Below are 26,918 nucleotides of genomic sequence, written 5' to 3'. Positions count from 1 at the left end.
GCCGGACAGGCCCCGGCGGCATGTCAGCTCAGGGCCGACGCGCAGGTGGTGGCGGTGGCGTGAGCCGGGTCGAGCGCGTTGGCCACCTCGTGGAAGGCGATCCGGTCGGACAGGCCGATCGCGAGGTGCTCGGAGAGGTCGAGCGGGCACAGGTCCTGGAGCAGGACGTTGCGGACGCCGGAACCGCTCAGGTACTGGGTGCGCCAGGGGGTGACCACCTCGTCGTACCGGGTGGCGATGACCGTGTAGCGGACCCCGGGGACGGTGTCGCCGCCCGCGTTGAGCGCGGTGAGGAAGGCGGAGCCGGTGATCTGGTCGGCGAGGCCGGGGGTGGTGGCCTTGAGCAGGTCCTCGGCGCCGGGGAAGTACGGCAGCAGGCGGGTGAGTCCGTCCAGGTCGGTGCCGTGGTTGTCGGGGGCGATGCCGACGAGGGCGTTCACCTTGGCGGCTCCGCCGAGGAACTTCAGGTAGTAGCGGGGCATCATGCCGCCCTGGGAGTGGCCGACCAGGTCGGCCTGCGCGGCTCCGGTGGCGGCGAGCACCTTGTCGACGAAGACGGCCAGTTGTCCGGCCGACTTGTCGATGGGGCCGAGGCCGTGGAACAGGGGGACGCCGGGCAGTTGGCCGTAGTCGAGGGAGTAGACGCAGTACCCGCGGCTCTCCAGATAGGGGGCGAGGCCGAGCCAGTTGTCGACCGAGTTGCCCAGGGTGCCGTGGACGAGGACGACGGGGCGGGGGTGGGCGGCGGAGGGCTTGCAGGTGTAGTCGTTCCAGCCGGAGCCGGAAGCGCCGGAGGCCCTGGCGGTGGCGGCCGGTACGACGGCGACGGCGGCGGTGAGGAGCAGTGCGGCGAGGGGTCTGAGCACTCGTTTCCAGGGCAGCATCGGGTGATCTCCTTGCGGCTCACGGGAGGTGCACGGCCTGGCCCTGTGATCCGGATCACGGGATGCTGTTCACTCGTCAAGTTACGAGCGAGTAGGTCGCGTGTGAAGTTACGCGTCAGTAAAAACTTCCGGTGACAACCGGTGTCTCACGCCGCCGTGGGCCGGCCGGGCGCGCGCACCGGGGCCAGCGTCCCCGGCATCACCGCCCGTGGCCCGAACTTCGCCCGCGCGCGGTCCGCGACCTCCTCGACACGGCGCACCTTCTCGTCCACCGGATCGAAGGTGAGCTGGTGGGCGGCCTGGTCGGCGGGGGTCAGACCCTCGGCGCGCAGGGCGAGCACACGGACCCGGGCGCGTTGCAGGCCGAGCGCCTCGTACATGCCGTAGGCCGCCCTGGTCAGGTCCGCGGAGTGCGCGGTCGGCTCCCGCAGGGTGCGGCTGCGGGTGGTCGAGGCGGGGGTCCCCCCAGTGGAGCGAAGGTCGGCGCAGCGCACGGTGAGGGTCAGGGTGCGGCAGACCTTCTCCACCGCGCGCAGCCGGGAGCCGATCTCCTCGGCGGCCGACAGCAGCGCCCGGCGGTGCCGGTCGGGGTCCAACTCATCGGTGCCGAAGGCCCGTTCCGTCACCAGCGACCGCGAGACGGTGTTCGGGACGACCCGGCCGCGGTCGATGCCGCGCGCCTTCTCCCGCAGCTCGCGGCCCGCCCGGGCGCCGATCAGCCGCTGGAGCGTGGACAGCGGCGCGACGGCGACCCGGCCCAGGGTGTCCAGGCCGTAGTCGTCGAGGGTGCGGGCGGTCGCCGCGCCGACGCCGGGCAACGCGGCGACGGGCTTGTCGGCGAGGAACTCGGCGACCGCGTCCTCGGGCACCGCGCAGGTCACACCGGGCCGGGCGTGACGCAGCGCCACGCGGGCCGGCATCGGGCCCGGCCCGGCGCCGATCGCGCAGTCGACGCCGTACCGCGCGAGGGCCCGCACCCGGATCACCGAGGCCAGCTCCACCGCGCCGCGCCCGAAGTACCGCTCGGCGCCGCGCAGATCGGCCAGCACCCCGTCCGGCGGCAGCGCCTCCACGACCGGGGTGAACTCCTCCAGCAGCCCGAGCAGTTCCGGCAGGGCCGCCTCGTGCGTCGGCGGCAGCTGGAAACGTACGCAGAGAATGGTCATCCCGCACTCCCCGGACTCTGGTGCCACAACTTCCGTATCGACGCCGGCCCTTGTGCGGCGGCGTCCTGGCCGGCGGGCCGCAGGTCGGCCCAGGGGTGCATCTCGTACCCCGTGGGCATGCGGATCGTCCGGCCCGCCATCGGGTCGGGGGCCGCCGAGCCGGCCGGCGCGGGCAGCCCCTCGGAACCGGCGAGCCGGGCCCGCAGCGGACCGCCGTCGCCCCCGGCCGGGGAGCCGTCCGCGCCGGACGGTCCGGCCAGCCGGGCCGCGACCCCGCCGAGCCCCTCCGTGTGCCGCACCTCCACCAGTTCGGCGAGGTTCCAGGCGGCGGAGCCCACCACGCTCAGGCTGCGCGGTCCGCGCCGCTGCACCACTCCGCGCACCAGCAGCAGCCAGGAGTGGAAGACGGTGTGGGCGCAGGCGTCGTGCGAGTCGTCGAAGAAGGCCAGGTCCACCAGTCCCGTCCCGTCGTCCAGGGTGGAGAAGATGACCCGCTTGCCGGAGCGGATCGGCGGGGTCTGGGTGGCCGCCTTGGCGCCCGCGACCAGCACGGTCTCGCCGTGCCGGGCCTCGCGCAGCCGGCGCGCGGAGACCACGCCCAGCTCCTTCAGGAACTCCCGGTGGTCGTCCATCAGATTGCGCGAGGCGTCCATGGACAGCACGCCCAGCTCGGCGCTGAGCCTCTCCGCCGAGGTCAGGTCCGGCAGCCCGGCCGGCGCGGTCTTCCGTCCGCCGGCCAGGGGGAGCTGGCCACCGCCACCGCCCCGGGCGCCACGGTGCAGCTCGGTCAGGTGCAGTTGCAGATCGCGCCGGTTGGCGCCGAAGGCGTCCAGCGCGCCCACCTGCGCGAGCCGCCCGGCGAGCGGCCGGCTGGGCCGGGCCCGCTCCCAGAAGTCCACCAGCGAGGAGTACGGCTGCCCGTCCGCGATCCGCTGCGCCTCGGCCTCGCTGATGCCGTGGACGTCGCAGAGCGCGAGCCGCAGCCCCCACACCGCCGGTGATTCAGACACCAGTTCGATCCTGTGTGCGACCCCGGAGGCATTCACGTCCAGCGGCAGGATCGGCACCCCCCGCCGCCGCGCGTCGGCCAGCAGCAGCCGCTTCGGGTACATCCCGGGGTCGTGCGTGAGCAGCCCGGCGTAGAAGGCGGCGGGGTGATGGGCCTTCAGCCACGCCGACTGGTAGGTGGGTACGGCGAAGGCGACGGCGTGCGCCTTGCAGAAGCCGTAGGACCCGAAGGCCTCCACGATCTCCCAGGTCCGCCGGATCGTCTCCGCGTCGTACCCCTTGGCCGCCGCCCGCTGGGCGAACCACACCCTGATCCGCCCCTGCGACTGCGCGTCGGACAGCCCGCGCCGCACCCGGTCGGCCTCGCCGCGCCCGCAGCCGGTCATGACGGAGACGATGTCGATGATCTGCTCGTGGAAGACGACGACCCCGTACGTCCCCTTCAGCGGCTCCTCCAGGTCCGGGTGCGGGTAGCGCACCGGCGCCCGCCCGTGCCGCGCCTCGATGAACGGCCGCACCATGTCGGCGGCGACCGGGCCGGGCCGGAACAGCGAGATGTCGACGACCAGGTCGTGGAAGCCGGCGGGCTGGAGCCGCCCCACCAGGTCCCGCTGTCCCGGCGACTCGATCTGGAAGCACCCCAGGGTCTCGGCGGACCGGATCAGCCGGTACGTCTCCGGGTCCCCCGGCTCCACCGCGTCCAGGTCGATCCGCTCCCCGCTCACCCGCTCCACCTCGGCGACCGCGTGCGCCATCGCCGACTGCATCCGCACGCCCAGCACGTCCAGCTTGAGCAGCCCGAGGTCCTCCACGTCCTCCTTGTCGAACTGCGACATGGGCAGGCCCTCACCGCTGGTCGGCACCACGGGCGTCCGGGCGAGCAGGGAGGCGTCCGACAGCAGCACCCCGCACGGGTGCATGGCGACCCCGCGCGGCAGCGCGTCGAGCGCCTCGACCAGCTCCCACAGCCTGCCGTACTTCTCCCCTCCCCGCTGGAGCTCCCCCGCCAGCCGCTTCAGCTCGGGCAGTTCCTCCAGCGCCGCGCGGGCGTCGCGCGCCCGGATGTGCGGGAAGGACTTGGCGATCCGGTCGATCTCGGCCGGGTCCATGGACAGCGCGGCGCCCACGTCCCGGATCGCGTGCCGGACCCGGTAGGTCTCCGGCATGGAGACGGTGGCGACCCGCTCGGTGCCGAACCGGCCGATGATCGCCCGGTAGACCTCCAGCCGGCGCGCGGACTCCACGTCGATGTCGATGTCCGGCAGCACCACCCGCTCCTTGGACAGGAAGCGCTCCATCAGCAGCCCGTGCTCGACCGGGTCGGCGTGCGCGATGCCGAGCAGGTGGTTGACGAGCGACCCGGCCCCGGAGCCGCGAGCGGCCACCCGGATCCCCATCTCCCGGACGTCGTCGACCACCTGGGCCACCGTCAGGAAGTAGGAGGCGAAGCCGTGGTGGGCGATGATGTCCAGCTCCTGGTGCATCCGCTCCCAGTACGCGCGCCGCCCGCCGTACCCGAGCCGCAGCATCCCCTCCGCCGCCCGTGAGGCGAGCGCCCGCTGCGCGGTGCGCCGGCCGGCACCGACGAGGTGCGCCTCGGGGAAGTGGACGGTGCCGATGCCGAGGTCGTCCTCGGGGTCGACGCGGCACTCGGCGGCCGTCGCCAGGGTCTGCTCCAGCAGCCGGTGGGCGGTGTCCCGCCGGAACCCGGCGGCCTCCACGACCCGCTCGGCGACACCGAGCATGTCCTGCGCGTCCTTCAGCCACGCCTCGCCGGAGTCCAGTTCCCCGCGGGGGTCGATCGGCACCAGCCGGCGCGCGGCGTCCAGCACGTCGGCGACCGGCCCCGTCCCGGGATCGGCATAGCGGACGGCGTTGCTGAGCACCGGCCGCACCCCCTGCTCGGCGGCGAACCCGACGGTGCGGGCCGCCAGCCGCAGGGAACCGGGCCCCGTACCGGTACGGCCGTGCCAGACGGCCTCCAGCCGCAGCGCGTCGCCGTGGATCTCGCGCCACGGCACGAGCAGTTCGGCCGCCCGGTCGGGCCGCCCGGCGGCGAGCGCGCGCCCCACGTCCGACCCCGGCCCGAGCAGCACCACCAGGCCGTCGCCGTGCTGGCCGGCCCAGGGGAGCAGCGGAGTGCCCCCGCCCGCGTGCGCCGCCGTGACGAGCCGGCACAGACCGGCCCACCCACGGGCGCCGTCCCGGGCGAGGAAGGTCACGCGGGGGGCCGACTCGTCCACGAAGGCGCCTCCGCGCACCGGCGTCCGCCGCCGGTCACGGCGTACGGACTCCGCCGTCGCCACCGCCAGGTCCACTCCGAACAGCGGACGGACACCCGCCCCGGCGCAGGCCTTGGCGAAGCGCACCGCCCCGGCGAGGGTGTCGCGATCGGTCAGGGCGAGGGCGTCCATCCCCCGCTCGGAGGCACGCTCGGCCAGCCGCTCCGGGTGGGACGCCCCGTACCGCAGGGAGAACCCGGAGACGGTGCGCAGATGCGCGAAGCCCGGCACGCACACCTCCCGCACTCGTGAGCCCCGAACGGCTCTCGAACATCAGTTCCCAGTTTCCCCACCCCCACCATACCCCCATTCCCGAACATGTGTACGACCCCCGTTCGAGCGTCCCCCACCTGCGCAAACGCGCCAGGAAGCCCCCGTGCGCCGTGCGCGCGCGGGGGCTTCCCGGTGTCGTCCGTCAGCGGAGCCGGCCGTCAGTAGACGTGCACCCCGTAGGCGCTCAGCGCCTCGGTGACCGGCTGGAAGAACGTCGTACCGCCGGAGGTGCAGTCACCGCTGCCGCCCGAGGTCAGACCGTAGGCCGTGGTGCCGCCGTACAGCGGGCCGCCGGAGTCGCCGGGCTCGGCGCAGACGGTGGTCTGGATCAGGCCGGAGACGATGTCGCCGCCGCCGTAGTTGACCGTGGCGTTCAGCGCGGTGACGCGGCCGCTGTGCGTACCGGTCGTGGACCCGCGGCGGTAGACGGTCGTGCCCACGGAGGGCGTGGCGGCGCTGGTGATGTCCTGGCTGCCCACGGCACCGGACTTGGTCACCGAGCTGTTGGTGTACCGCACGATGCCGTAGTCGTTGCCGGGGAAGCTGGAGCCGGCCGTGGTGCCGAGCGTGGTCGTGTGGGAGGAGTTCGACCACCAGGTGCCCGCGCCGTCGGTGCAGTGCCCGGCGGTCAGGAAGTAGTAGTTGCCGCTGGAGTCCTGGACGTTGAAGCCCAGCGAGCAGCGCCAGCTGCTCGCGTAGATGGCGTCGCCGCCGGAGATCAGCTTGTTGAACTTGCCCGGTGTGTGCTTGACGACCAGGGCGTCGGCGTTGGCGCCGGCCTGCTTCTTGATCTTGGCGATCTCGGCCTGGGACACCGTGCTGTCGACGGTGACGACGACGCGGCCGGTCTTGCTGTCCACCGCCCAGGCGGTGCCGGGGACGTCGGCCTGGCGGACGGAGTCGCTCGCCTTGGTGAGCTGGGTGGCGCTGAACGTGTGCACGTCGCTGGCGTTCGCGGTGGGGGCGGCGAACGCGGCGGCGGCCAGGAAGCCGGCGGCCACGGCGGTCAGCTGGACCCGTCTCGCCGTTCCGCCACGGGGAGTGGTGCGCTTGATCCTCACTTGTCGTTCCCTCCAAGGGAAGTCGGGGGCCCGCGTGGGGTCGGGGCCCGTGAGGCGCAGCCAGGGGCTCGACCGGATTCGAATATGCATGCCCCTGACAAGCGCTGAGGGGGAGTATTCGGCCGAACGGCCGGTCGGCACAAGGGTGCCTTTCGGCCGTCGGCCCTCCCCCCGCGTCCGGCTGAGGCCGGCTACGCCGACCGCGCGCCGCTCAGGTGACGCTCCCCCGCCTCGATCGCCACGTCCAGCGTGTTGCCGGGGGGCGGGAAGGGGCAGATGAAGTGGTCGGCGAAGGCGCACGGCGGAAGCTGGGCGCGGTTGAAGTCGACGGTCGTGCGTCCCTCGGCGTCCGGGGCCGGCGCGAAGAGGAAGCGGAACCGGAAGCTCGTGTCGCCGCTGGTGGCGTCGGCGAACACCGCCCACAGCAGCCCGTCCCCCTGCCGCGCGACCTTCAGCGTGCGTTCCTGTCCGGCCAGGGTGAAGGTGAGCTCCCCGGCGAGGTCGAAGCCACGCTCGCGGCCGTCCGCGTTGCCGAGCCGGACGGTCCGTGTGGCCTCGTACGGCGTGAACCGCCCCGGCACCGACCAGCGGGGGTCGTGGGGCCCGGCCTCGATGCCCCGGAAGGCCCGCCGGGCAGCGGAGCCGGGGTCGTACACCCGCACCCCCCAGACGCCCTCGCGCACCAGCACGACCAGCCGCTTCCCGCCGAGCGCGACCCGCGCCCGCGCCTCCGGACCGAGGTCGGCGGCCAGCCTGACCTCACCCGCGAAGGGCCGGCCGTCCACGGTCAGGCCGTCGGTCCCGGCGGCGGTGAGCACCACCCCGCCCTCGTCCGCCACCCAGTTCCCGGGAATGTCCGGAATTCGACCATCCGGATAGTCCTCGATCCAGTGCGTCGCGGTCAGCGCGAGCGGTCCGTAGGGCGCCGAGACCCGCTCCACGCGCTGCTCGTGCCACTGCTTCCAGGCGTCGGACGCGTCCGTCGTCATGCCGTCGGTTCCTTTCATCGATGATCAGCGTTCCCCTGCCGCGGTTACCGGCGAGGACAGCCCGAGAGGGGAGCGGAGTGTGCCGCCCCGGTATTCCGTGCGGAACGCGCCGCGTTCCCGGAGCAGCGGCACCATCCGGCCCACGAACTCCTCCAGCCAGGTCGCCGGCGATAGTGCCGGGCGAGCAGTACGTCGGCCGAGGCGGCGGCCGGCTCGGCTCGCCGAAGACCACGTTCACGGTGGCGGCGAGTCCGAGCCGCGCGGTGACCCCGGTGAGCGCGTTCGGCACGGCGACCGGCTCCGGGCCGCCCACCGCGTCCGGTTCGCCCAGCCGTCCCCGGTGCTCGGGCAGCGGCGGCTCCTCGTCGAGCAGGGGGAAGTCGAACAGGCCGCGCCCGGCGGCGCGGGCGAGCCGTCCCGAGGTGACGAACGCGCCGTCGCCCCCCCCCCGGACGCAGAACCTCCTCAGACACGGCCTCCGTGGGCACGGCCCCCGCGTGCCCGGCCCCCGGACGCGCGACCGCCCGATACAGCCGCCGTCGTACGGTCATGACGCTCCCCCGGTCACGGCCGTCGCCCCGGGCACGGCGCACCGGTCGGCGGGGCGGGTCAGGCCCAGGTGCTCGCGCAGGGTGCTGCCCGGGTAGAAGGTGCGGAACAGACCGCGGTGCTGGAGCAGCGTCACCGTGCCGTTGACCAGCCGCTCCAGATCGCGGCGCGGTTCGACCGGGACGAAGTGGAAGCCGTCGGTGACCCCGTCGGCGTGCCAGCCGGCCACCAGCTCCGCGAGGTCGACCGGGCCGCCCCGGTACAGCGGGCCCCGCCCGGTGGGCCGCGGGCCGCCGCCCCCGTGTCCCGGCTCGGCCGCGTGCTCGCCGTCGCCGAGATCCACCAGCAGGCTCACCAGGACCCGCAGCGCGTCCGGGTCCCGCCCCGACGCCCGTGCCCGCTCCCGCAGTTCGTCCCGGACACCGGCGGCCTGCGCGGGGGCGGTGACGCGCACCAGGGCCACGTCCGCGTACCGGGCGGCGACCGCGCGGGCGGGGCCGTCGATGGCGTCGACCACGCGGACGGGGTGGCCCTGCGGCGGCCGGGGCACGGTCGACGGGCCCCGGACTGGGAAGGCGGTGCCGGTGAAGTCGACGCGGTGCAGCCGGTCCCGGTCGGGGAAGCGGCCGGCGGCCCCGTCCCGGATCCCGGCGCCGGCCTCCCAGCCGTCCCCCGACCTGGCCGCCGCGTCGGCGACGTCACCGGCCTCCTGCCGGACCGCCTCGGCCGGTGCGGTGTGCCGGCGGCCGAACAGCCGGGCCTCGCCCTCGGTGGTGGCCACGTCGATCCGCCAGCCGGCCCGTCCCCGGCCGACCCGGTCCAGGGTGGCCACGGCGGCCTGCACCTGGAAGGGCTCGGTGTGCGTGGTGACGACCGTCGGCACGAGCCCGATCCGCCGGGTCGCGGGCGCCAGCCGGCACAGGACGCCGAGCGGGTCGGGCCCCGGCCGCGCGAGGGAGTCGTCCAGCGTCACGAAGTCCAGCCCCCCGCGCTCGGCGAGCCGGGCCAGCTCGACGCAGGCCCCGGCGTCGGGGATCCCGGACAGGTCGAGGGAGGCGGCGAGATGCGGCAGACTGCTCACGCCGACCCCCTCCGCACTCCCCGTCCCCGCCGCACCGGCGCGTCACCGCGGCGGTGCGGACCGGCGGTGCCGGACCCACCGCACCCCGTGCCCACGGCCCCCACCCTCACAGCACCTTCGCCAGGAACGCCCGGGTCCGCTCCTCCCGCGGAGCGCCCAGCACCTCGTCCGGCGTCCCCCGCTCCACGATCCGCCCGTCGGCCATGAACACCACCGTGTCGGCGACCTCCCGGGCGAACGCGATCTCGTGCGTGACGACGATCATCGTCGTCCCCCGTGCCGCCAGGTCCCGGATGACGTCCAGCACCTCCCCCACCAGCTCGGGATCGAGCGCCGACGTCGGCTCGTCGAACAGCAGCAGCTTCGGCTCCAGCGCGAGCGCCCGCGCGATGGCCACCCGCTGCTGCTGCCCGCCGGACAGCTGCTGCGGATAGGCGTCGGCCTTGTCCCCGAGCCCGACCCGCTCCAGCAGCCGGTGCGCGCTCTCCACCGCCGCCTTCCGGGGCCGCTTCAGCGCGGACACCGGCGCCTCGACGACGTTGTCCAGGACGGTGAGGTGCGGGAAGAGGTTGAAGTTCTGGAAGACGAACCCGATCCGGGTCCTCTGGCGGAGCACCTCGCGCTCGGGCAGCTCGTACAGCCTGTCCCCGGCCCGCCGGTACCCCAGCAGCGCGCCGTCCACGCTGATCTCGCCCCGGTCCACCTTCTCCAGGTGGTTGATGGTCCGCAGCAGCGTGGACTTGCCGGAGCCGGAGGGGCCGAGCACGACGGTGACCTCACCGGCGCGCACCTGGAGGTCGATGCCCCGGAGCACGTCGAGCGAGCCGAAGCTCTTGTGCACCGACCTGATGTCGACCATGACACTCATCGCGCGAGTTCCTTTACGAGTGAGCCGCTGAGGAAGGCCAGCACCGCCCGGGCGGTCGCGTCGTTCTGCCGGAACGCGGGCCCGCCGGTGCGGGGGCGGGTGAAAGCGCCGGGGGCGCGGGTGTCGGTGTACGGGCCGAGCGCGAAGCGCCGGGGGTGCGGGCGTCCGGCGCGGTCGAGGACGCGGCCGTCGGCGGGGTCGACCCGGAGCAGTCCGTCGGGGGTCTCGGCCGCGCCCTCGGCGTGCAGTTCGCGCAGCAGGCTGTCGCGGGCGCGCCGGACGGTGGGCGCGGGCAGCCGGGCCTCCACCAGCGCCCGGGCCTCCACGGAGAAGCCCGGCACGGTGGGGCTGGTGGCCCGGAACACCCCGTCCTCGGCGGTGACGGCCATGCCGGCCCCGACGAACCGGAGCAGTCCGGCCCGGGACAGCGCGAGCATCTGCCGCAGCCGGGGTCCGGGCGGCCCGGACGCCAGGTAGCTGAAGAACCCGTGCCACCAGGACCCGATGTCCCCGAGCCGCACCAGCTGCCCGTAGACGGAGAGCAGCCCGAGGAACACCCCGAGGTCCGGGCTGTGGGCGGGGTCGTGGCGGCGTCGCAGGTCGTCCTCGATGTAGTCCCTGAGCCCTTCCTGGAAGTCGTCGTGCGAGGCGTACCGCACGCCGTCCAGGGGGTGGTCGAGCGCGGTGAGGTCGAGCCGGTCGGCCGGGTCCGGTACGGCGGCGGCGACGAGCGCCCGGGTCTCGTCGGGGCCGCCGGCCGCCGCGTACTTCTCCTCGAAGTCGGCCCAGGCCATCGCCGTGCGCCCGGGGTGGGCGGTGAACAGCCGGTGGTAGTGGGCGAAGCCCAGCTCCTTCTCGACCAGGGGCCACACATCGCGCCGGAAGTCGAAGCCCGCGGGCCGGGCCAGCAGCTCCGCCACCTCGGCGGGGCCGAGGAAACGGGGCAGCGGGGGCCGGTCGCCGGTCCAGTCGTAGCCGATCTTCGAGTGGTACGGCACTCCGCGCCGCGAGCCGACGTACAGCACCGGCTCCCGCCCCGAGGGACGGTACGTCTCCCCCTCGTACCGCCCGCCGCGCCCCTCGGTGAGCAGCACCATCAGGTCGACGAAGGCCAGCCCGAAGCCGCGGACGAGGACGGGTTCGCCGGGCGCCAGTGCGCTCAGGTCGCTGTCGGCGGTGAAGTCGGGCGGCAGGTGCACCAGGCCGTGCTCGCGGGCGTAGGCGGCCAGCTCGCTCTGCTCGGCGTCGAGTTCGCTGTCCAGGTGGCCCAGGGTGAGGATCACCAGGTCGGCCGGGAGCGGGTGCGGACGGCCCTCCAGCCACACCCGCTGGCGGCCCTCGCGGGGGCCGTCGACCCGCAGGGCGCGGTGGGGGTGGTGGTGGACGGTGACGTTCGGGGGCAGGTCGGCGACGGCCTGTTCGTACACCCAGCGCAGGTAGCGGCCCTGAAGCTGGCGGTCGGGGAAGGTGCGGCCGTCCAGCTTGGCCCACTCGTGCAGCGTGGGGCCCTCGCGCACCGGGCCGGCCATGGCCACCGTGTCGTCGGTGAACATGGTGACGTCCTCGGCCTGCGAGTTCATCCACAGCAGCGGCGACTGCGCCTGCCGCCATATGCGCCCGCCGCCGGGCGGGTGGGGGTCGACCAGATGGATGTCGAGGCCCGGACCGGCGTACAGCTCGGGCGCGTTGGCGGCGAGGCGTTCGAGGAGGCCGGTCCCCCGCGGCCCGGCTCCGACGATGACCAGTTGCTGCCTCATCGGGCGTTCTCCGTGCCGCGCGCGTAGTGCTTCTCGACGAACGTCTGGGCGATGCCGAGCAGGGTGGTGACGATGGCGTACCAGAGGGTGGCGACCATCAGCAGCGGGATCACCTGATAGGTGCGGTGGTAGATCAACTGGGCGGAGAACAGCAGGTCGTTGACGGCGATGACGCTGACGATCGAGGTGCCCTTGAGGGTGCCGATCAGCATGTTGCCGGCGGGCGGCACGATGGCGCGCATCGCCTGCGGCAGCACGATCCGCCGCCAGCGCCGCCACCGGCTCAGACCGAGCGCCTGGGCGGCCTCGATCTGCCCGCGGTCGACGGAGAGGATGCCGCCGCGCACGACCTCGGCGGCGTAGGCGGCCTCGTGCAGGGTGAGGCCGATGATCGCGACGGCGACCGGGGTGAGCAGGTCGACGGTCTTCACCCCGAGGACCCGCGGGTACAGCGCCCCGATGTTGAACCACAGCAGCAGCTGCACCAGGATCGGGATGGACCGGAACAGCCACACGTATCCCCAGCTCACCGCCCGCAGCACGGGGTTGGCGGAGAGCCGGAACGCGGCGAGCAGGGTGCCGAGGGCGAAGCCGAGGACCATCACGACCGCGGTCAGCCAGAGCGTGAGCCACAGCCCGCGCAGGACGGAGTCCGAGGTGAAGTAGTCGCCGACCACGTCCCATTGGAAGGCCTTGTTGCGCAGGACGGAGTTGACGGCGAGCCCGAGCAGCGCGAGGACGACGACGGCCGCCGCCCACTGGCCGTAGCGGCGCCGCGGGACGATCCGCGGGGCGTCCGCGGGCTCGGGTGTGTCCGGGACGGTGGGGATTTCGGCGAGGGTGTCCGATGACATGAAGGCTCCGTGACGCGCGTCGTCGAGGACGCGCCGAGTCGTCAGAACGGGTGGTGCCTTCACACGGGAGCGCGCCGCGCGGCGCGGACACGGCCGAGCCCCTCAGCAGGGCCGTGCTTCGAGAGTACGGTGCCGTTTCCGTCCGCTGTCAAGGTTGTCCAGACTGTGAGCAGTACGTCTCAAGTCGGTTGACGCGGAACCGGATGCCTGTTCCACTTGGCCCATGCATCCACAGCAGTGGCTGGTCACCCGCTCCCACATCGACTTCGGTCGCGTGTGGTCCTCGTCCTGTTGAGCTGACCCCCTGCTCCCGCCTGCCCTCCGGGCGGGCCTGCTCGCGTTCTCCCGCCGGTTCCCGGCCTGTTCTCCGCCTTCACACGCGCACCCCTCCCCTCGCGTTTCCGCACCCCCTCCCGCCTCAGGAGACCGCTACCCGATGCGCACGCCCGCTTATCGCCATTTCATGCCCTTTGTCGCCATCACCTCGGCCGCCCTGCTCCTCACCGCCTGCGGCTCCGGGTCCGGTGGCCCGGGCGGTACGGACGCCTCCGGGGTGGCGGCCAAGGCCGACGAGGTGCCCACCACGGACGTCGTCTCCGCCGTGCGCAAGGACGACGCCGCGGCGAGGCTGCTGCCCGCCGGCACCACGAGCCTCACCGTCGCGGTCAGCGTCGGCGGCACCCCGCCCGGCACCACCTACCTCGCCGACGGCACGACCCTGACCGGCCAGGACGTCGACTTCACCCGGGCGGTCGCCCGGGTGCTCGGCATCAAACTGAAGATCGAGCAGGCGAGCTTCGAGGCGATCCTGCCCGCCCTGGACAGCGGCAAGTACGACTTCGGCGCGAGCAACTTCGGCGTCACGGACGAGCGCCGCAAGACCATCGACTTCGTCACCTACGTCAACGACGGCCAGGGCTTCGCCACCCGCGAGGACAGCAAGCTCCCGAAGATCACCGACCTGAAGCAGCTGTGCGGCCTGAACGTCGCGACCGGCGCCGGCACGACGTTCGAGGCCACGCTGGAGGCCGGCAAGCACGTGTGCGCCGACGCGGGCAAGAAGGCGTACCAGGTGCAGACGTACGCCGAGTCGAGCGCGATCTGGTCCTCGCTCCAGCAGGGCCGCAGCGACGTCGTGATGTCCACGATCAACGGCCTGCGGTACGCCGTGGCGCACCAGCGGGGCCTGAAGTTCCTCAACGAGTACCACCGCCTGGACGTCGGTTTCGCCTTCAAGAAGGGCACGAAACTGGCGCCGGCGTTCCAGGCGGCGGTGAACAGACTGCTGTCCGACGGCACCTACGACCGGATCCTCAAGAAGTGGGGCACGACGGGTTCCGCGATCGAGGAGTCCCGCGTCAACCCGCCGGAGCTGAAGGGCTGAGGCGTTCCCCTCCCGGGCGTCAGACGAGCAGGTCCTTGTAGTAGAAGCTGGCCTTCTTGTCGGTCTGGGTGAGGGATTCCTCGGAGCCGAAGCCGAGGTGCAGGCGGGCGACGGCCGGGGTGCTCATGTCGGGGATCTGGACGGCCAGTCCTTCCGGCTCCCGGTAGAACAGGCTCTCGCCCGCCTTGCTGAGCCGGCGTTCGTAGACGGTGCCGGTGTTCCAGTCGATCGACGTGACGTAGGTGTTGCTGGTGCTGGTCCGGTTGCCGTCGGCGTCGTAGGTGTAGGCGGTGCCGTCGATGGTGTACAGGTACTGGCCCATGCTGGTGTAGCCCTGGAAGGTGGGGCCGGTGAGCACGGCGGGCTGGGTGAGGGTGGCCAGCGGGGTGAACGTGCCGGCCTTGAAGGTGGCCAGGTCGTACAGGCCGTACTTCCAGGTGCCGCCGACGCGGTGGCGGTGGGCGATGCGGTTGGTGACCGGGTCGATGGCGACGGTGTTGTGGTCCGAGCCCGGAACCGGGGTGAAGCGGGTGACCTGCGCGGAGTCGGGCCGCAGGACGGTGCCGTTGGCGAACTTGAACCGGGCGATCTTCGTGCCGTAGCCGTTGTTCTCGCTGTCGGGCACGGAGTCGCACTCGGTCCACAGGTACGCGCTGTTGCCGGAGGGCTCGACCCCGATCGACACGCCGTGTCCGAAGCCCTTCAGGTACATCCGGCCGATGATGTACCCCTGCCAGTCGAGACGGGTGATGCACAGATCGCCGTTCTTCGACCGGTCGGCGCCGCTGGCGGCCTGCGTCTCGCCGGGCAGGACGCGGCCGCCCTGGACCAACTGGGCCGTGTACAGGTGCTTGTTGGTGTTGTCGAACGCGAACGACTGGAGGATCCGGGTCTCGTTGAGCGGGATCTCCCGGAACCACTCGTCGGACCCGTCGGTGAGGTCGAAGCGCTTGGACGTGGTGACGGCCGCGGAGGCGGTGCCGGCCTGGTCGAGGGCGACGGCCCCGACGACGGCCGCCGCCGCCAACCCGCCGACACGCCGCAGTACCTGGCGCCGGCTCGGACCGCCGGACGGCTCGCGCTTCATGTGTTCTCCGGGACGTTTCGTCGGCCCGGGACCGGGCCTTGATGTGTGCACGATGTGTGCGACGCAGGATTGAACCATGCCGATCGGGCTCGCGCCAGCCTCGTTTGCCCAGCTCCGGGGCTTCACTGAGGCCACGAGAGCAAACGTGATCCAGAACACAACTGTAAACGTAACGTGAAGAGACGGTTGTGACTCATCGGTCCGTTTTGAGGGACTGTTCGCGGGCGCCACGTCCTGCTTAACGTGCAGCGTTGGCCTGGCCTCATGCGGCTTTCACTTCACCGACAGCCCGATGCCATGCGGCCTTTGCTTTGCACACGCGCCGGGACAGGGTCCCGGCCTTCTTCGGGTTGGGGATGGTCCGTGCGACGCGCGCACAGACAAGGAAGAGGCGCCCCCTGGGCGTTGGCCATGGCGCTGGCGGCATCGCTGCTGGCCGCGCCCGCGGCCCAGGCCGCGGGTACGGCCAAGGCGACCGCGGCCGGGCACGGGCAACCGGTCGACGTGCCCGCGCGGGCCGCCGGCAGCGTGCCGCGCGACGGCGCCGAGCCGACCCGGACCAAGCCGGTCCGGCCGGTGTGGCCCAAGGCGGCGCACGCCCGCCTCGCCCTGTCGGGTCTGAAGCCGGGCAAGACCCTGCCGGTGACACCGGCCGGCGACGCCCCGGACACGGCCGCCGTGCAGGTGGGGCCCGCTCCCGCGTCGGCCCTGGCCAGGCAGCGGTCCGCCATCGCGGTCCCCGCCCCCGCGGACGTCGACGTCAAGGTCCTGGACCGGACCGGGCTGAAGCGGACGAACGGCATCGGCATGGGCGTCCAGCTCACCCGGCGCGACGGCCGCGGCACGCCCGGCCCGGTGAACGTCACCTTCGACTACTCGAAGTTCAAGTACGCCTACGGCGGCGACTTCGCCGCCCGTCTGCGTCTGGTCGCGCTGCCCGCCTGCGCGCTGACCACACCGGAGGCGAAGGGCTGCTCGACGGCCGACCCCCGGCCCGTGCCCGTCCACAACGACGTGGCCAAGGGCACCATCACCGCGACCGTCCAGGCCGACGGCGACCCCAAGCCGTCCATCTCCGTCATCCAGCCGGACCGGACGGCGAAGTCCGCGCTGTCGTCCTCGGCGCTCAGCGCCGCCACGACCTCGGGCGCGACGGTGTACACGCTGGCGTCGACGTCGTCCTCCGACGCCGGCGACTACCGGGCGTCCTCGCTGAAGCCGTCCGGTTCCTGGAACGTCTCGACCGGTTCGGGCGCCTTCTCCTACAGCCTGCCCTTCGACGTGCCCAAGCCGCCCGCCGGTCAGGCGCCGTCGCTCGCGCTGTCGTACAACTCGCAGTCGGTGGACGCCCTCACCTCCGCGCAGAACACCCAGGCCAACTGGACCGGCCTCGGCTGGGACCTGAGCGGCATCGGCTTCATCGAGCGCCGCTACCGGGGCTGCCAGGACGACGGCACGGGCACCGGCTGGGTCGGCGACCTGTGCTGGGACTCGCCCAACTCCGCCAAGGAGCCCGACGGCGCGGTCTACGTCATCAACTTCGACGGCGTCACCTCCAACCTGGTCCAGGACGACAACGGCACCGGCTCCTACCACGTGCAGGACGACCCGGGCTGGCGCGTGCAGCACCTGACCGGTGGTCACGGGTCGGACGACGAGTACTGGGTGGTCTCCACCCAGGACGGCATGCGCTACTACTTCGGCTGGGGCCGCTCCGAGCGCACCGACGCCGCGACCGACTCGGTGCTGACCGTCCCCGTCTTCGGCAACAACCCGGGAGAGCCCGGCTACAACGGCGGTGTCGGCGTCACCACGCAGGCCTACCGCTGGGGCCTGGACCGGGTCGTGGACGCCGACGAGGTGGAGACCGCCTACTTCTACGACAAGGAGCAGAACCACTACCGCTCGGTGCTGCTCGCCGACCAGGCGCGGGTGTACGACTCCGCCGCCTATCCGGTGCGTGTCGAGTACGGCTGGGCCTCCCAGATCCCGGGCGCGCAGCTGCCCGCGAAGGTGGACCTGCGCTACGTGGGCCGCTGTGTGGAGCGGATGGCGGACAAGGACCCGCTGGCGAGCGAGCCGGCGGACTGCCCGGGCATCTCCGACCACCCGGACTCCTATCCGGACGTGCCGACGGACCTGATGTGCGACGGCACGAGCGCCGACGACGGATGCCGGACGATCAAGGGTGAGACGTACTCGCCGACGTTCTTCGCCACGAAGATGCTGTGGGACGTCAAGACCTACGTCCGGGACAACGACGCCTCCGCGTGGGACCCGGCGATGCAGTACCAGATGAAGTACGGGCTGCCCAACCCCGAAGGCACCATCGACAGCACCCTGTGGCTGGACTACATCCAGCGCAAGGGCTACGGCGACGGCACCGACATCACCCTGCCCACCATCAACATCAACGGTGAGTGGCGGGACAACCAGCTCGGCGGAGGCACCCTGAACTTCCGCCGGGTCACCCAGATCCACCAGGACCTCGGCTCGTTCGTCAACGTCACCTACCGCAACTACGACGCCCAGGACGCCTGCGACATCGACAACCCGCCCAGCGAGTCGAACAACACCCAGGCCTGCTTCAAGCAGCGCTGGGTGCCCGAGGGCGCCACGGACGAGAAGACGGGGTGGTTCAAGAAGTACGTCGTCGCCAAGGTGAGCGTCGACCCCGGCCCCGGCGCGGGTTCGGGCAACGACGGCGACCCGGTGATGACGACGACGTACGACTACGTCGGCAAGCCCGCGTGGGCGTTCCCCAACGACCCGCTGACCAAGGACAAGGACGAGTCCTGGACCGACTGGCGCGGCTACCAGCAGGTCGAGGTCCACACCGGCACGAAGTCGAACGCGGCCTCCACCTACTACTGGCTGTACCGCGGTATGGACGGTGACCGCACCGACAAGGACGACCCGTCCAAGACCCGCAGCGTGACCGTCGACGACGGCGACAGCGGTCGCCCGGCGGTGACCGACTCCCCCTGGCTCAACGGCAAGGTGCTGGAATCGAGCAACCGCGACGGCTCCGGCCAGTCGCACAAGCGGGTCTGGCACGAGTACTGGGTGTACGACACCGCGCAGTACGACGGCCTGCCCGACGCCCGCTTCGTCCGCGACTCCAAGACCACCACGGACGAACTGACCTCCAGCGGCTGGCGCGAGCACACCGTCAAGAACGAGTACGACGACACGGAGCCGGCCAGCACCAAGTACGGCCTGCCGATGCGCACCAACGACTGGGGCCTGTCGGACACGGACGACAACCGGTGCACCACCTTCGGCCGCGCCTACAACACCGACTACTTCCCCGGCTCGCAGGTCCAGCGCTGGATGGTGCTGCCCGACGAGACCCGGCACTACGCCGCCGACTGCGCGGCCAGGTCCGCGGCCAACCAGGACGCCTACGCCGTCACCCTGTACGACGACGCCGCCTCGGTCGACACCGACAAGCCGGCCGACGGGCACCCCACCACGGTGCGCGCCTACACGGACGCCACGCACTACCGCGAGACCAAGGCGAAGTTCGACCAGGCCGGCCGGCAGATCTCCACGACGGACGGCGAGCAGAACACCACCACGACGACCTACCAGCCCGCCACCTCATGGCCGGTCGACGGCGTCAAGGTGACCACGCCCGACCCCGACGGCAGCGGCGGCCCGGCCGCACCGCAGACCACCACCACCTGGTACTCCCGCCTATGGGGCGTGCCCTACCGCATCCAGGACCCGAACGACCGGACCACGCGTATCGTCCTGGACTCCGTGGGCCGCGTCTCGAAGGTGTTCAAGCCCTCGCAGATCTCCGCCTACCCCGACGGCACGCCCAGCCTGAAGTACCAGTACGACATCACGACCTCGGACAACAGCGAGGGCGTCCCGGACCTGGTCTCCACCGTCCCGCCCAAGGTCACCACGACCACGCTCCAGTCGGCCGGGAAGGTCCTGACCAGCTACGACTACCTGGACGGCCTCGGCCGTGCCCGCGAGACCCAGGTCCCGGCGCCCACCGGCACCGGACGGACCGTGATCTCGACCCGCTACGACACCTCGGGCAACGTCACCGGCACCAGCGCGGCGTTCTACAACTCCGGCGCCGCCGGCTCGGGCATGGTCCTGCCCACCGTGGACAGCCTGCCCTCCTACACCGACGTGGTCATCGACTACGCGGGCCGCACCACCGAGTCCCGGATCATGGTGAACGGCGATCCGCAGGCCCAGGGCCAGACGATCACCAACTACCACGGCGACTACACCACCACGATGCCTCCCGCCGGTGAGCGCACCAACACCTACACCGATGTGTTCGGGCAGGTGAGCAAGGTCGTCGAGTTCGGTCCGTCCACGTACACGACGTATTACGAGTACAACCGCAGCGGCCAGCTCTCCAAGATCACCGACTCCAAGGGGAACCTCACCACCTACACCTACAACTGGCTGGGCGAACGCACGGGCGGCAAGGACCCCGACGCGGACCTCAACGGCACGGGCGCCATCACCTACGACGACAACGGCAACGTCGAGACGGTCAAGGACGCGGGCGGCACGGTCCTGACCTACACCTACGACCACCTCAACCGGCCGCTGACCGTGCAGAACGGCACCAAGGTGCTGACCCGCACCACCTACGACACGGCCGCCGGCGGCATCGGCAAGCCGGCCACCTCGACGTCGTACGCGGGCGGTTACGCCTACACCGACAAGATCAACGCCTACGACGCCGACGGCAACGCCACCGAGTCGCAGACGACCGTCCCGGCGGACGGCACGGGCTTCGAGAACACCTACGTCACGAAGTCCGCCTACGACGCGCTGGGCCGGCAGACCAGCATCACCTACCCGGCCGTCGGCGACCTGCCGGAGGAGACCGTCACCACGCAGTACGACGGCTTCGGCAACCCGGAGAAGGTCAGCAGCGACCTGAACAACACGGTCTACGTCGACTCCACCGGCTTCGACAGCCTGGGCCGGCTGACCGACCGCACCTACGGCACCACGGCCACGACCGGCACCACCGCCCGCCGCGCGTACGCCTACGACGACGCCGACGGCACCGGCTGGCTGAAGAACATCACCACCACCACCAGCACGAAGGGCACCGTCCAGAACGACGACTACGTCTACGACAACGCCGGCCAGACCACCGACCTGGCCGACGGGATCACCGGGCAGCACCAGTGCTACACCTATGACGAGCTGAACCGCCTCAGCCGTGCCTGGACCACCGGGGCGAGCACCGGCTGCGCCGGTCCCTTCTCCCCCGACCTGGCCACCGGCAAGGACCCCTACCAGCTCGACTACACCTACGACGGCATCGGCAACCTCCAGAAGGTCACCAGCACCACCGCCACCGGCGCCCAGGTCAACGACTACGTCTACCCCGGCTACTCCGCCGACCAGTCGACGTACACCGCCGGCGCCGCCCACCCGCACGCCGTGACCTCGGTGAAGACCCCGACGGGCACCGACCTCTACGACTACGACGACGACGGCCAGATGAAGAGCCGCACCGTCGGCGGGAAGCAGACGACGCTCGTCTGGAACGAACTGCACCAGGTGACGTCCGCCTCCGGCGCCGCCACCACCGGCTACGTATACGCCGCCTCCGGTGACCTCCTGGAGCGGAAGTCCCCGGACGAGACCGTCCTGTACCTCGCGAGCCAGGAGATCCACAAGGCACCCGGCGCCACTCCGAAGGCCACCCGTTACTACGGCGACGGCGCGACGACCGTGGCGATGCGCACCGCGGTGGACAAGACGAGCAGCAAGCTCGTCTGGATCATGTCCGACACCCAGGCGTCGACCCAGCTCGCCATCGACGCGGGCACGGGCACCGCACAGCGCCGGCGTTACCTGCCCTTCGGGGCCCAGAACGGCGGCACCTCCCTGCCGTCCGGCTCGGACCGGGGTTTCCTGGGCAAGACCGAGGACGACGCGACGGGCCTGTCGGTCCTGGGCGCCCGCATGTACGACGCGAAACTGGGCCGGTTCCTCAGCCCGGACCCGTTGAACTCGCCGTACAGCCCGCAGTACCTCAACGCGTACTCGTACTCCGTCAACAATCCCGTCACCTACAGCGACCCCGACGGACTGCGGCCCATCACGCCCTGCGAATACGGCTGCGACCACGGTGACCAGTCCTACCGGGACTGGATGACCCCGAACGGCGACGGCACCTGGTCCTACCACTACGAGTACTCCAACTACGTCTACAACGGACAGGGAGAGCTGCACAGCGTCGTCAAGACGGGCAGCGACCTGCCCCCGCTCGGCAAGAAGATCGTGTACAAGCCCCTGGACATCTCCGCCCAGGTGACGGTCATCAAGGCGCTCGCCTCGACCTTCCTGCCCGACCCCAAGGCATGGAAGGACTGCCTCTCGGGTTCCGGGGTCTCCAGTTGCCTCATCGCCGGCACCGACCTGCCGTTGGGCAAGGCGCTGAAGCTGGTGCCCGACTCCGTGCTGAAGAAGGGCGCCAAGGCCGCCGAGGAATGGATCACCAAGCTCACCAAGCGGTGCAACTGCTTCCTCGCCGGCACGGACGTCCTGATGGGCGACGGCAAGACGACCAAGGACATCGAGGACGTCAAGGTCGGTGACGAGGTCCTCACCACGGACCCGGAGACCGGCAGGACCACCCCGCAACGGGTGACCCGCCTGATCGTCACCGACACCGACAAGCACTTCAACGAGCTGTCCATCGCCACCGAGGACGGCATCGAGAAGCTGACGGCGACCCACGAACACCCCTTCTGGTCCCCGTCACAACACGACTGGGTCCAGGCCGGCAACCTCAAGCCGGGCATGACCCTGCGCACGGACGACGGCCACACGGTCATCGTCACCGCCAACCGCCCGTTCACGACCCACGCCCGCACGTACAACCTCACGGTCGAGAACGTCCACACGTACTATGTGCTGGCGGGCGAGACGCCGGTGCTGGTGCACAACAGCACCTGCCGCGTCAAAAAGCTGTCGGATCCCCTGCCCAGGGGAATGAATAACAAGATCGCCTCGGCCTACGATGACGTGAAGGCAGGACGGATTCCTTCACACGACACCTATTCGGGGCGTGAACATCCATGGTGGGCTGGGGCCAAGGAGTATCGCGTGCCCGGCAGGCCGGAAACCGACAGAATCCTGGAAAAGGAACTGCCGAACGGCGCCAAGGTGTACGGGTGGACATCCACGCACTACCAGAAGATCCAACGCTTCAGTGCACCCCACTTCCCTGACTCGGAATGGAATTAGTAGCCTCATTGGTTAGACTGGCGCGGCGACACCCGGTGTCGCCGCGCCGGCTCCGGTATGGGAGTCGAAGGTGACTGGCGAACTGCCCATGACGTTTGATGCAGATTTCCCGATGTACGTGGTGACCGATGAAGAGTCCGGAGAGGTGCTCCTAGCGGCCGAGGAGGTGGAGGGATTTTTCGTCGCCCCCGAGGGGGAGTCGCCGGAAGTCGTCTTTTTGAGGGCCCATCGGGTCGAGAAGGACAGGCGAAGAACCGACAATGCGGTATTGGAGATTGTGAATCGGCGCCAGGAGAAGGTTGGCGAGTACTTCATTGGTCGAGCCGTGCTCGGCGACACGGGCATGAAATTGCCAGACGGCAAGATTTCGAGTGTCTCATACCGATTCTTTGGGAATCGCTGCGAGTATCCCGGAGCCGCAGCAGTCTGGCGACGCTGGGCATCGGGCGTCGCAATGGAGAAGGGCGAATGGCTTCAATGGCCGGTGAGCCACCACGGCGCCTGGCTCCATGTCGTCCAGAACGCCTGGTTCACCTCGAACCACCGGGCCGCCCGCTACGGAGTCGATGAAGTCGCACACTTGGATGGCGACCACATCTTCACGAAGTCGGGGTTCTTCTGTGCATTGGGTGAGGCGGTCAACGGTCCTGGGGGGTATTTCGGGTCAAATCTGGACGCCTTGGCAGACTGCCTTTCATCGAGTCTCGACGAGAAGCCGCTGGTGAGAGTTGTCTGGCGAAATTTCCGAGCATCCCAAGAGGTGCTGGATCGCGCCTTTCTGGACTCGGCCATAGAGGTCATGCGTGAGTTTCGCGTCGATATCGCTATTTGCTGACTTCGATCTTTCGCGGATACACCCAGACAATATGACGCCCCGTCAGGCAGAGCCTGGCGGGGCGTTCACGTGGGGTCTGGGCGGTCCCGAAGCTGCCGAGCGCGGTGCCGAGAGGGTCTATGGCGTCACGCTGGAGGCGGGGTCGGACGTGGCGTAGACGGTGACGAACATGACGAATTCGACGCCCTGCTGCGGGAGTGGCGGTCGAATGGCGGAGGTCCCGGATCCGGTGTGGCCCGCGCGGTGAAGCCCCCTTTCATAAGTCGGCTCAGCAACCGTCGCACGGGCAGCAGCAGTCGCAGCCGTCGCAGGGGCAGTCGCAGTCCCGGCAGCAGCCCTCCCGCTTCTTCCGGGACCACGGCCCCTCGTACTCCTCGGCGCAGCACATCTTGCAGGTGCAGCACAGCGCGAAGAACATCCCGCAGCCCGCCCAGAAACCGCGTCGGCCCTTGACCGGCTCGGGCGGCGGACCGAAGCCGCCCCCGGAACCGCCACCTCCGCCGAAGCCGCCGCCCCCGCCGGGAGAACCGCCGCCCGCGTACGGATTGCCCGGGAGGGGAGCGCCGGCGCCGTACACGTTCCCACCGCCGTACGGCTGTCGCGGCACCCCGGCTCCGTACGGCCCCGGCTGCGCCCCCGCGTCGTAGGACCCCCGCGGCCCCCCGTGCCGACCGGCCGCGCACCCCGGCGCCGTCCCGAAGGCGCGGTCCGCCGAGCGGCGCAGTTCGTGGACGAGGAGGAGGTGGACGAGCCGGCCGTCGCGGAACTCGGCCTCGCGGAGGGCGAGCCGGATGCCGTGCAGGGCGTCGTCGGCGAGCCGGCGCGCCTCGGTGAGGGGCGTGCCGGTGGCGGTGAGCGGGTTCCAGGCGCCCGACTCGGCGTCGGCCCCCCGGTCCTCCACGGCGTCCAGCAGGTGGGCGAGCCGGCCGAAGAGCCGCCCGGCCTCGGCCAGCGGCCCGGCGTTGTCCGGCCGCCCGGCCAGCACCGCGGTGTGCGCGAAGGCCGCGGCAGTCGCGGTCTCGGTCGGCTCGGTGACCGTCAGCAGCGGGGTGCCGGGCCCGGCCAGGGCCTCGACACCGGACTGCCGGTCGACGGCGTCGAGGAGGACGCCGGTGTCGAAGCCGACCGCCGCCCCGCCGCGCTCCCCGGCCCGGCCCCAGGTCGCGGCGACCCGGCGCGCGGCGGCGGCGACCGGCGCGCGCGCCAGCAGTCCGTCCCGGTCGGCGACGTGGTCGCGCGTCTTCGCGGAGGCGAGCACGAGGGAGACGGCGGCGGCGAGCCGCGCGCCCTCACCCTGTGCGACGGACGCGGTCCGCATGCCCCGCAGCGCGCACGGCCCGGCCGTGCGGCGGGTGCCGCTCAGCGGGCCGGTCTGAGCCTCGGTCAGAACCGAGAGGAGAAGCGCGTCATAGTTCGTCACGATCCGTGCGAACTGACCGTGGTCGCGGCGCAGGGCGAGGCACAGCCCGCACAAGTGCGCCATCCACTCGGCCCTGAACCGCTCACCGAGCCGGTGGGCGCAGGGCCTGACGATTCCGAACACGACATCCCCCGTACTGTGATACGACGTTGGCGTTCACCCGTACGCACCGTGCATCACCCGTCCGCCGCAGACAATCATATTTCACTCTCAGTCAGCAGCCGTATGAGTCTCGCCCCTTGGGGCACAAGGACTCTCGACGGATCCGCTGTGCACCAGTACCGTCACAAACCCCCCGCGCGGCGTCTATCCACTTGGCGCGCCGTCCGCATCATGGATGACCATAGGGATGCGGAAAGCAAGAAAGACCGCTGTGAGAGGAGGCGTCCATGGGATCGGTACGCAAGGCGAGTGCGTGGCTCGGCCTCGTCGACGACAACGATGACGAGCGCTACTACGACGACGACTACTCCGAGGGCACCGAGGCCGGGGACGCCTGGGTCACCGACCCCCGGGTGAAGGTGGCCACGGACACGGCCGAGGACAAGGGCCGCCGGATCGGCACGGTGACCCCGGACAGCTTCCGGGACGCCCGCGCCATCGGCGAGCTGTTCCGGGACGGCGTCCCGGTCATCATGAACCTCACCAACATGGAGCCCGGCGACGCCAAGCGGGTCGTGGACTTCGCGGCGGGGCTCATCTTCGGTCTGCGCGGCTCGATCGACCGCGTCTCGAACCGGGTGTTCCTGCTCACCCCGGCCGACACCGAGATCATCAGCGGCGAGGCGTCCGCCCACCGCTCGGACGGCTTCTTCAACCAGAGCTGAGGCGGGGCCGCCGCACCGGCCCCGCCTCACGCACCGGTGCTCACCGGAAGGCGTCGAGCCCGGTGAGCGCCTTGCCCAGCACGAGCTGGTGCATCTCGACGGTGCCCTCGTAGGTGAGCACCGACTCCAGGTTGGTCGCGTGCCGCATCACCGGGTACTCCAGGGAGATCCCGTTGGCACCGAGGATCGTCCGCGCCGTACGGCAGATCTCGATGGCCTCGCGGACGTTGTTGAGCTTGCCGAAGCTGACCTGCTCGGGACGCAGGCGGCCGGCGTCCATCCGCCGCCCCAGATGGTGGGCGAGCAGGATCCCCTTGTGCAGTTCCACCGCCATGTCGGCGAGCTTGGCCTGGGTGAGCTGGAAGCCGCCGATGGGCCGCCCGAACTGCTCCCGTGACCTGGCGTAGTCGAGGGCCGCCTCGAAGCTGCTGCGCGCGGCGCCCATCGCGCCCCAGACGATGCCGTAGCGGGCGTGCGACAGGCAGCTGAGCGGTCCGCGCAGCCCGGTGACCTGAGGCAGCACGGCCGTGGCGGGCAGCCGTACGTCGTCCAGGACGAGTTCGCTGGTGACGGAGGCGCGCAGGGACCACTTGTGCTTGATCTCCGGTGCCGAGAAGCCGGGGCTGTCGGTGGGGACGACGAAGCCGCGGATGCCCTCCTCGGTCTGCGCCCAGACGACGGCCACCCCGGCGACGGAGCCGTTGGTGATCCACATCTTGCGGCCGCGCAGCACCCAGTCGTCGCCGTCCCGCTTGGCGTGGGTGCGCATGGAGGCGGGGTCGGAGCCGTGGTCGGGCTCGGTCAGCCCGAAGCAGCCGATCACCTCACCGGCCGCCATGCGCGGCAGCCACTGGAGCTTCTGCTCCTCGCTGCCGAACCGGTGGATGGCGTACATCGCGAGGGAACCCTGCACGGAGACCAGCGACCGGATGCCCGAGTCGGCCGCCTCCAGTTCCAGGCAGGCCAGGCCGTACTGGACTGCGCTCGCGCCCGCGCAGCCGTAGCCGGTGAGGGACATGCCGAGGGCGCCGATCGAGCCGAGTTCGCGCGCGAGGTCCCGGATGCCGGGCAGTTCGCCCTTCTCGTACCAGTCGGCGACGTACGGCAGCACACGGTCGGCCGCCCACGCGCGGACGGTGTCCCGGACGGCCAGGTCCTCCGGCTCCAGCAGGTCGTCGATCCCGAGCGGGTCGGCGGCGTCGAACGGGGGCAGCTTCGCGGACGCGGACATGGAACACCCTCCGGAACACGGGACGCCACACGGGACGTCGGCAAAACTAGCAACGCTAGTTACGGCTCTCCGGCCGACGTTACGGTGCAGTGTCCCGCACGTCCAGAGGAG

General features: G+C 71.4%; 16 protein-coding genes. 4 read left to right on the top strand and 12 right to left on the bottom strand.

The genetic code is table 11. From position 1 onward, the window contains the following. Window positions 1-23: 23 nt before the first annotated feature. The 9 genes from AQJ11_RS36695 to AQJ11_RS36655 form a co-directional block, all read right to left on the bottom strand. Entirely contained in the window at window positions 24-884 is an 861-nt protein-coding gene (locus AQJ11_RS36695) for an esterase/lipase family protein (RefSeq protein ID WP_059266180.1), read from the bottom strand. Window positions 885-1,030: 146 nt separating this feature from the next. Further along, on the bottom strand, window positions 1,031-2,050 hold the full coding sequence (locus AQJ11_RS36690; RefSeq protein ID WP_059266179.1) for a DNA polymerase Y family protein: 1,020 nt from the start codon (window positions 2,048-2,050) through the stop codon (window positions 1,031-1,033). Beyond that, window positions 2,047-5,571, bottom strand: coding sequence for a DNA polymerase III subunit alpha (locus AQJ11_RS36685; protein ID WP_059266228.1), 3,525 nt, complete (start codon window positions 5,569-5,571; stop codon window positions 2,047-2,049). The genes AQJ11_RS36690 and AQJ11_RS36685 overlap by 4 nt, the downstream gene beginning before the upstream one ends. Window positions 5,572-5,771: 200 nt before the next feature. Then, window positions 5,772-6,674, bottom strand: coding sequence for a S1 family peptidase (locus tag AQJ11_RS36680; RefSeq protein WP_014671796.1), 903 nt, complete (start codon window positions 6,672-6,674; stop codon window positions 5,772-5,774). 191 nt (window positions 6,675-6,865) lie between these two features. Further along, window positions 6,866-7,663 carry a DUF1684 domain-containing protein gene (locus tag AQJ11_RS36675; protein WP_014671797.1) on the bottom strand — a complete coding sequence of 266 codons (798 nt, stop codon included), beginning with the start codon at window positions 7,661-7,663 and terminating at the stop codon, window positions 6,866-6,868. A 547-nt stretch (window positions 7,664-8,210) separates the two neighbouring features. Next, on the bottom strand, window positions 8,211-9,293 hold the full coding sequence (locus tag AQJ11_RS36670) for an LLM class flavin-dependent oxidoreductase (RefSeq protein ID WP_059266178.1): 1,083 nt from the start codon (window positions 9,291-9,293) through the stop codon (window positions 8,211-8,213). 106 nt (window positions 9,294-9,399) lie between these two features. Then, window positions 9,400-10,161 (bottom strand): amino acid ABC transporter ATP-binding protein, encoded by a 762-nt coding sequence (locus AQJ11_RS36665; protein WP_059266177.1) that lies wholly within the window; start codon window positions 10,159-10,161, stop codon window positions 9,400-9,402. Then, on the bottom strand, window positions 10,158-11,918 hold the full coding sequence (locus AQJ11_RS36660; RefSeq protein ID WP_059266176.1) for an FAD/NAD(P)-binding protein: 1,761 nt from the start codon (window positions 11,916-11,918) through the stop codon (window positions 10,158-10,160). Before AQJ11_RS36660 ends, AQJ11_RS36665 begins: the two co-directional genes overlap by 4 nt. Then, window positions 11,915-12,772, bottom strand: a complete 858-nt coding sequence (locus AQJ11_RS36655) for an amino acid ABC transporter permease (RefSeq protein WP_014671801.1) — start codon at window positions 12,770-12,772, stop codon at window positions 11,915-11,917. The genes AQJ11_RS36660 and AQJ11_RS36655 overlap by 4 nt, the downstream gene beginning before the upstream one ends. Window positions 12,773-13,235: 463 nt before the next feature. On the opposite strand from AQJ11_RS36655, the gene AQJ11_RS36650 reads away from it, so the two are divergent. Beyond that, on the top strand, window positions 13,236-14,156 hold the full coding sequence (locus AQJ11_RS36650; protein WP_059266227.1) for an ABC transporter substrate-binding protein: 921 nt from the start codon (window positions 13,236-13,238) through the stop codon (window positions 14,154-14,156). Between the two features lie 19 nt (window positions 14,157-14,175). Here AQJ11_RS36650 and AQJ11_RS52245 read toward each other — a convergent pair whose 3' ends face one another. Further along, window positions 14,176-15,243: a phage baseplate protein gene (locus tag AQJ11_RS52245; RefSeq protein WP_059266175.1), complete on the bottom strand. Its 1,068-nt coding sequence runs from the start codon at window positions 15,241-15,243 to the stop codon at window positions 14,176-14,178. A 411-nt stretch (window positions 15,244-15,654) separates the two neighbouring features. Between AQJ11_RS52245 and AQJ11_RS36640 the strand changes: the two genes are divergently transcribed. Further along, complete coding sequence (locus tag AQJ11_RS36640) at window positions 15,655-22,494, top strand: polymorphic toxin-type HINT domain-containing protein (RefSeq protein ID WP_079082571.1); 6,840 nt, start codon at window positions 15,655-15,657, stop codon at window positions 22,492-22,494. A gap of 70 nt (window positions 22,495-22,564) precedes the next feature. Beyond that, window positions 22,565-23,329, top strand: a complete 765-nt coding sequence (locus tag AQJ11_RS36635; RefSeq protein ID WP_159061744.1) for a barstar family protein — start codon at window positions 22,565-22,567, stop codon at window positions 23,327-23,329. 268 nt (window positions 23,330-23,597) lie between these two features. On the opposite strand, the gene AQJ11_RS36630 is transcribed toward AQJ11_RS36635, so the two are convergent. Beyond that, window positions 23,598-24,872 (bottom strand): DUF5685 family protein, encoded by a 1,275-nt coding sequence (locus tag AQJ11_RS36630; protein ID WP_208616705.1) that lies wholly within the window; start codon window positions 24,870-24,872, stop codon window positions 23,598-23,600. 266 nt (window positions 24,873-25,138) lie between these two features. On the opposite strand from AQJ11_RS36630, the gene AQJ11_RS36625 reads away from it, so the two are divergent. Next, on the top strand, window positions 25,139-25,576 hold the full coding sequence (locus tag AQJ11_RS36625; protein ID WP_014671805.1) for a cell division protein SepF: 438 nt from the start codon (window positions 25,139-25,141) through the stop codon (window positions 25,574-25,576). A 40-nt stretch (window positions 25,577-25,616) separates the two neighbouring features. On the opposite strand, the gene AQJ11_RS36620 is transcribed toward AQJ11_RS36625, so the two are convergent. Beyond that, window positions 25,617-26,807, bottom strand: a complete 1,191-nt coding sequence (locus AQJ11_RS36620; protein WP_014671806.1) for an acyl-CoA dehydrogenase family protein — start codon at window positions 26,805-26,807, stop codon at window positions 25,617-25,619. Window positions 26,808-26,918 lie beyond the last annotated feature (111 nt).

Origin of the sequence: Streptomyces corchorusii, assembly GCF_001514055.1 — a bacterium.
GTDB lineage: Bacteria > Actinomycetota > Actinomycetes > Streptomycetales > Streptomycetaceae > Streptomyces > Streptomyces olivaceoviridis.
Note: the sequence above shows the minus strand (reverse complement) of the source record. Positions and strands in the feature narration are given on the sequence as shown.

Excerpts from the sequence above, each read along its gene's own strand:
- AQJ11_RS52245 (WP_059266175.1), bottom strand. The coding sequence starts at position 15,243 with ATGAAGCGCGAGCCGTCCGGCGGTCCGAGCCGGCGCCAGGTACTGCGG.
- AQJ11_RS36695 (WP_059266180.1), bottom strand. The coding sequence starts at position 884 with ATGCTGCCCTGGAAACGAGTGCTCAGACCCCTCGCCGCACTGCTCCTC.
- AQJ11_RS36675 (WP_014671797.1), bottom strand. The coding sequence starts at position 7,663 with ATGACGACGGACGCGTCCGACGCCTGGAAGCAGTGGCACGAGCAGCGC.
- AQJ11_RS36640 (WP_079082571.1), top strand. The coding sequence starts at position 15,655 with ATGGCGCTGGCGGCATCGCTGCTGGCCGCGCCCGCGGCCCAGGCCGCG.
- AQJ11_RS36660 (WP_059266176.1), bottom strand. The coding sequence starts at position 11,918 with ATGAGGCAGCAACTGGTCATCGTCGGAGCCGGGCCGCGGGGGACCGGC.
- AQJ11_RS36650 (WP_059266227.1), top strand. The coding sequence starts at position 13,236 with ATGCCCTTTGTCGCCATCACCTCGGCCGCCCTGCTCCTCACCGCCTGC.
- AQJ11_RS36690 (WP_059266179.1), bottom strand. The coding sequence starts at position 2,050 with ATGACCATTCTCTGCGTACGTTTCCAGCTGCCGCCGACGCACGAGGCG.
- AQJ11_RS36625 (WP_014671805.1), top strand. The coding sequence starts at position 25,139 with ATGGGATCGGTACGCAAGGCGAGTGCGTGGCTCGGCCTCGTCGACGAC.
- AQJ11_RS36655 (WP_014671801.1), bottom strand. The coding sequence starts at position 12,772 with ATGTCATCGGACACCCTCGCCGAAATCCCCACCGTCCCGGACACACCC.
- AQJ11_RS36620 (WP_014671806.1), bottom strand. The coding sequence starts at position 26,807 with ATGTCCGCGTCCGCGAAGCTGCCCCCGTTCGACGCCGCCGACCCGCTC.
- AQJ11_RS36665 (WP_059266177.1), bottom strand. The coding sequence starts at position 10,161 with ATGAGTGTCATGGTCGACATCAGGTCGGTGCACAAGAGCTTCGGCTCG.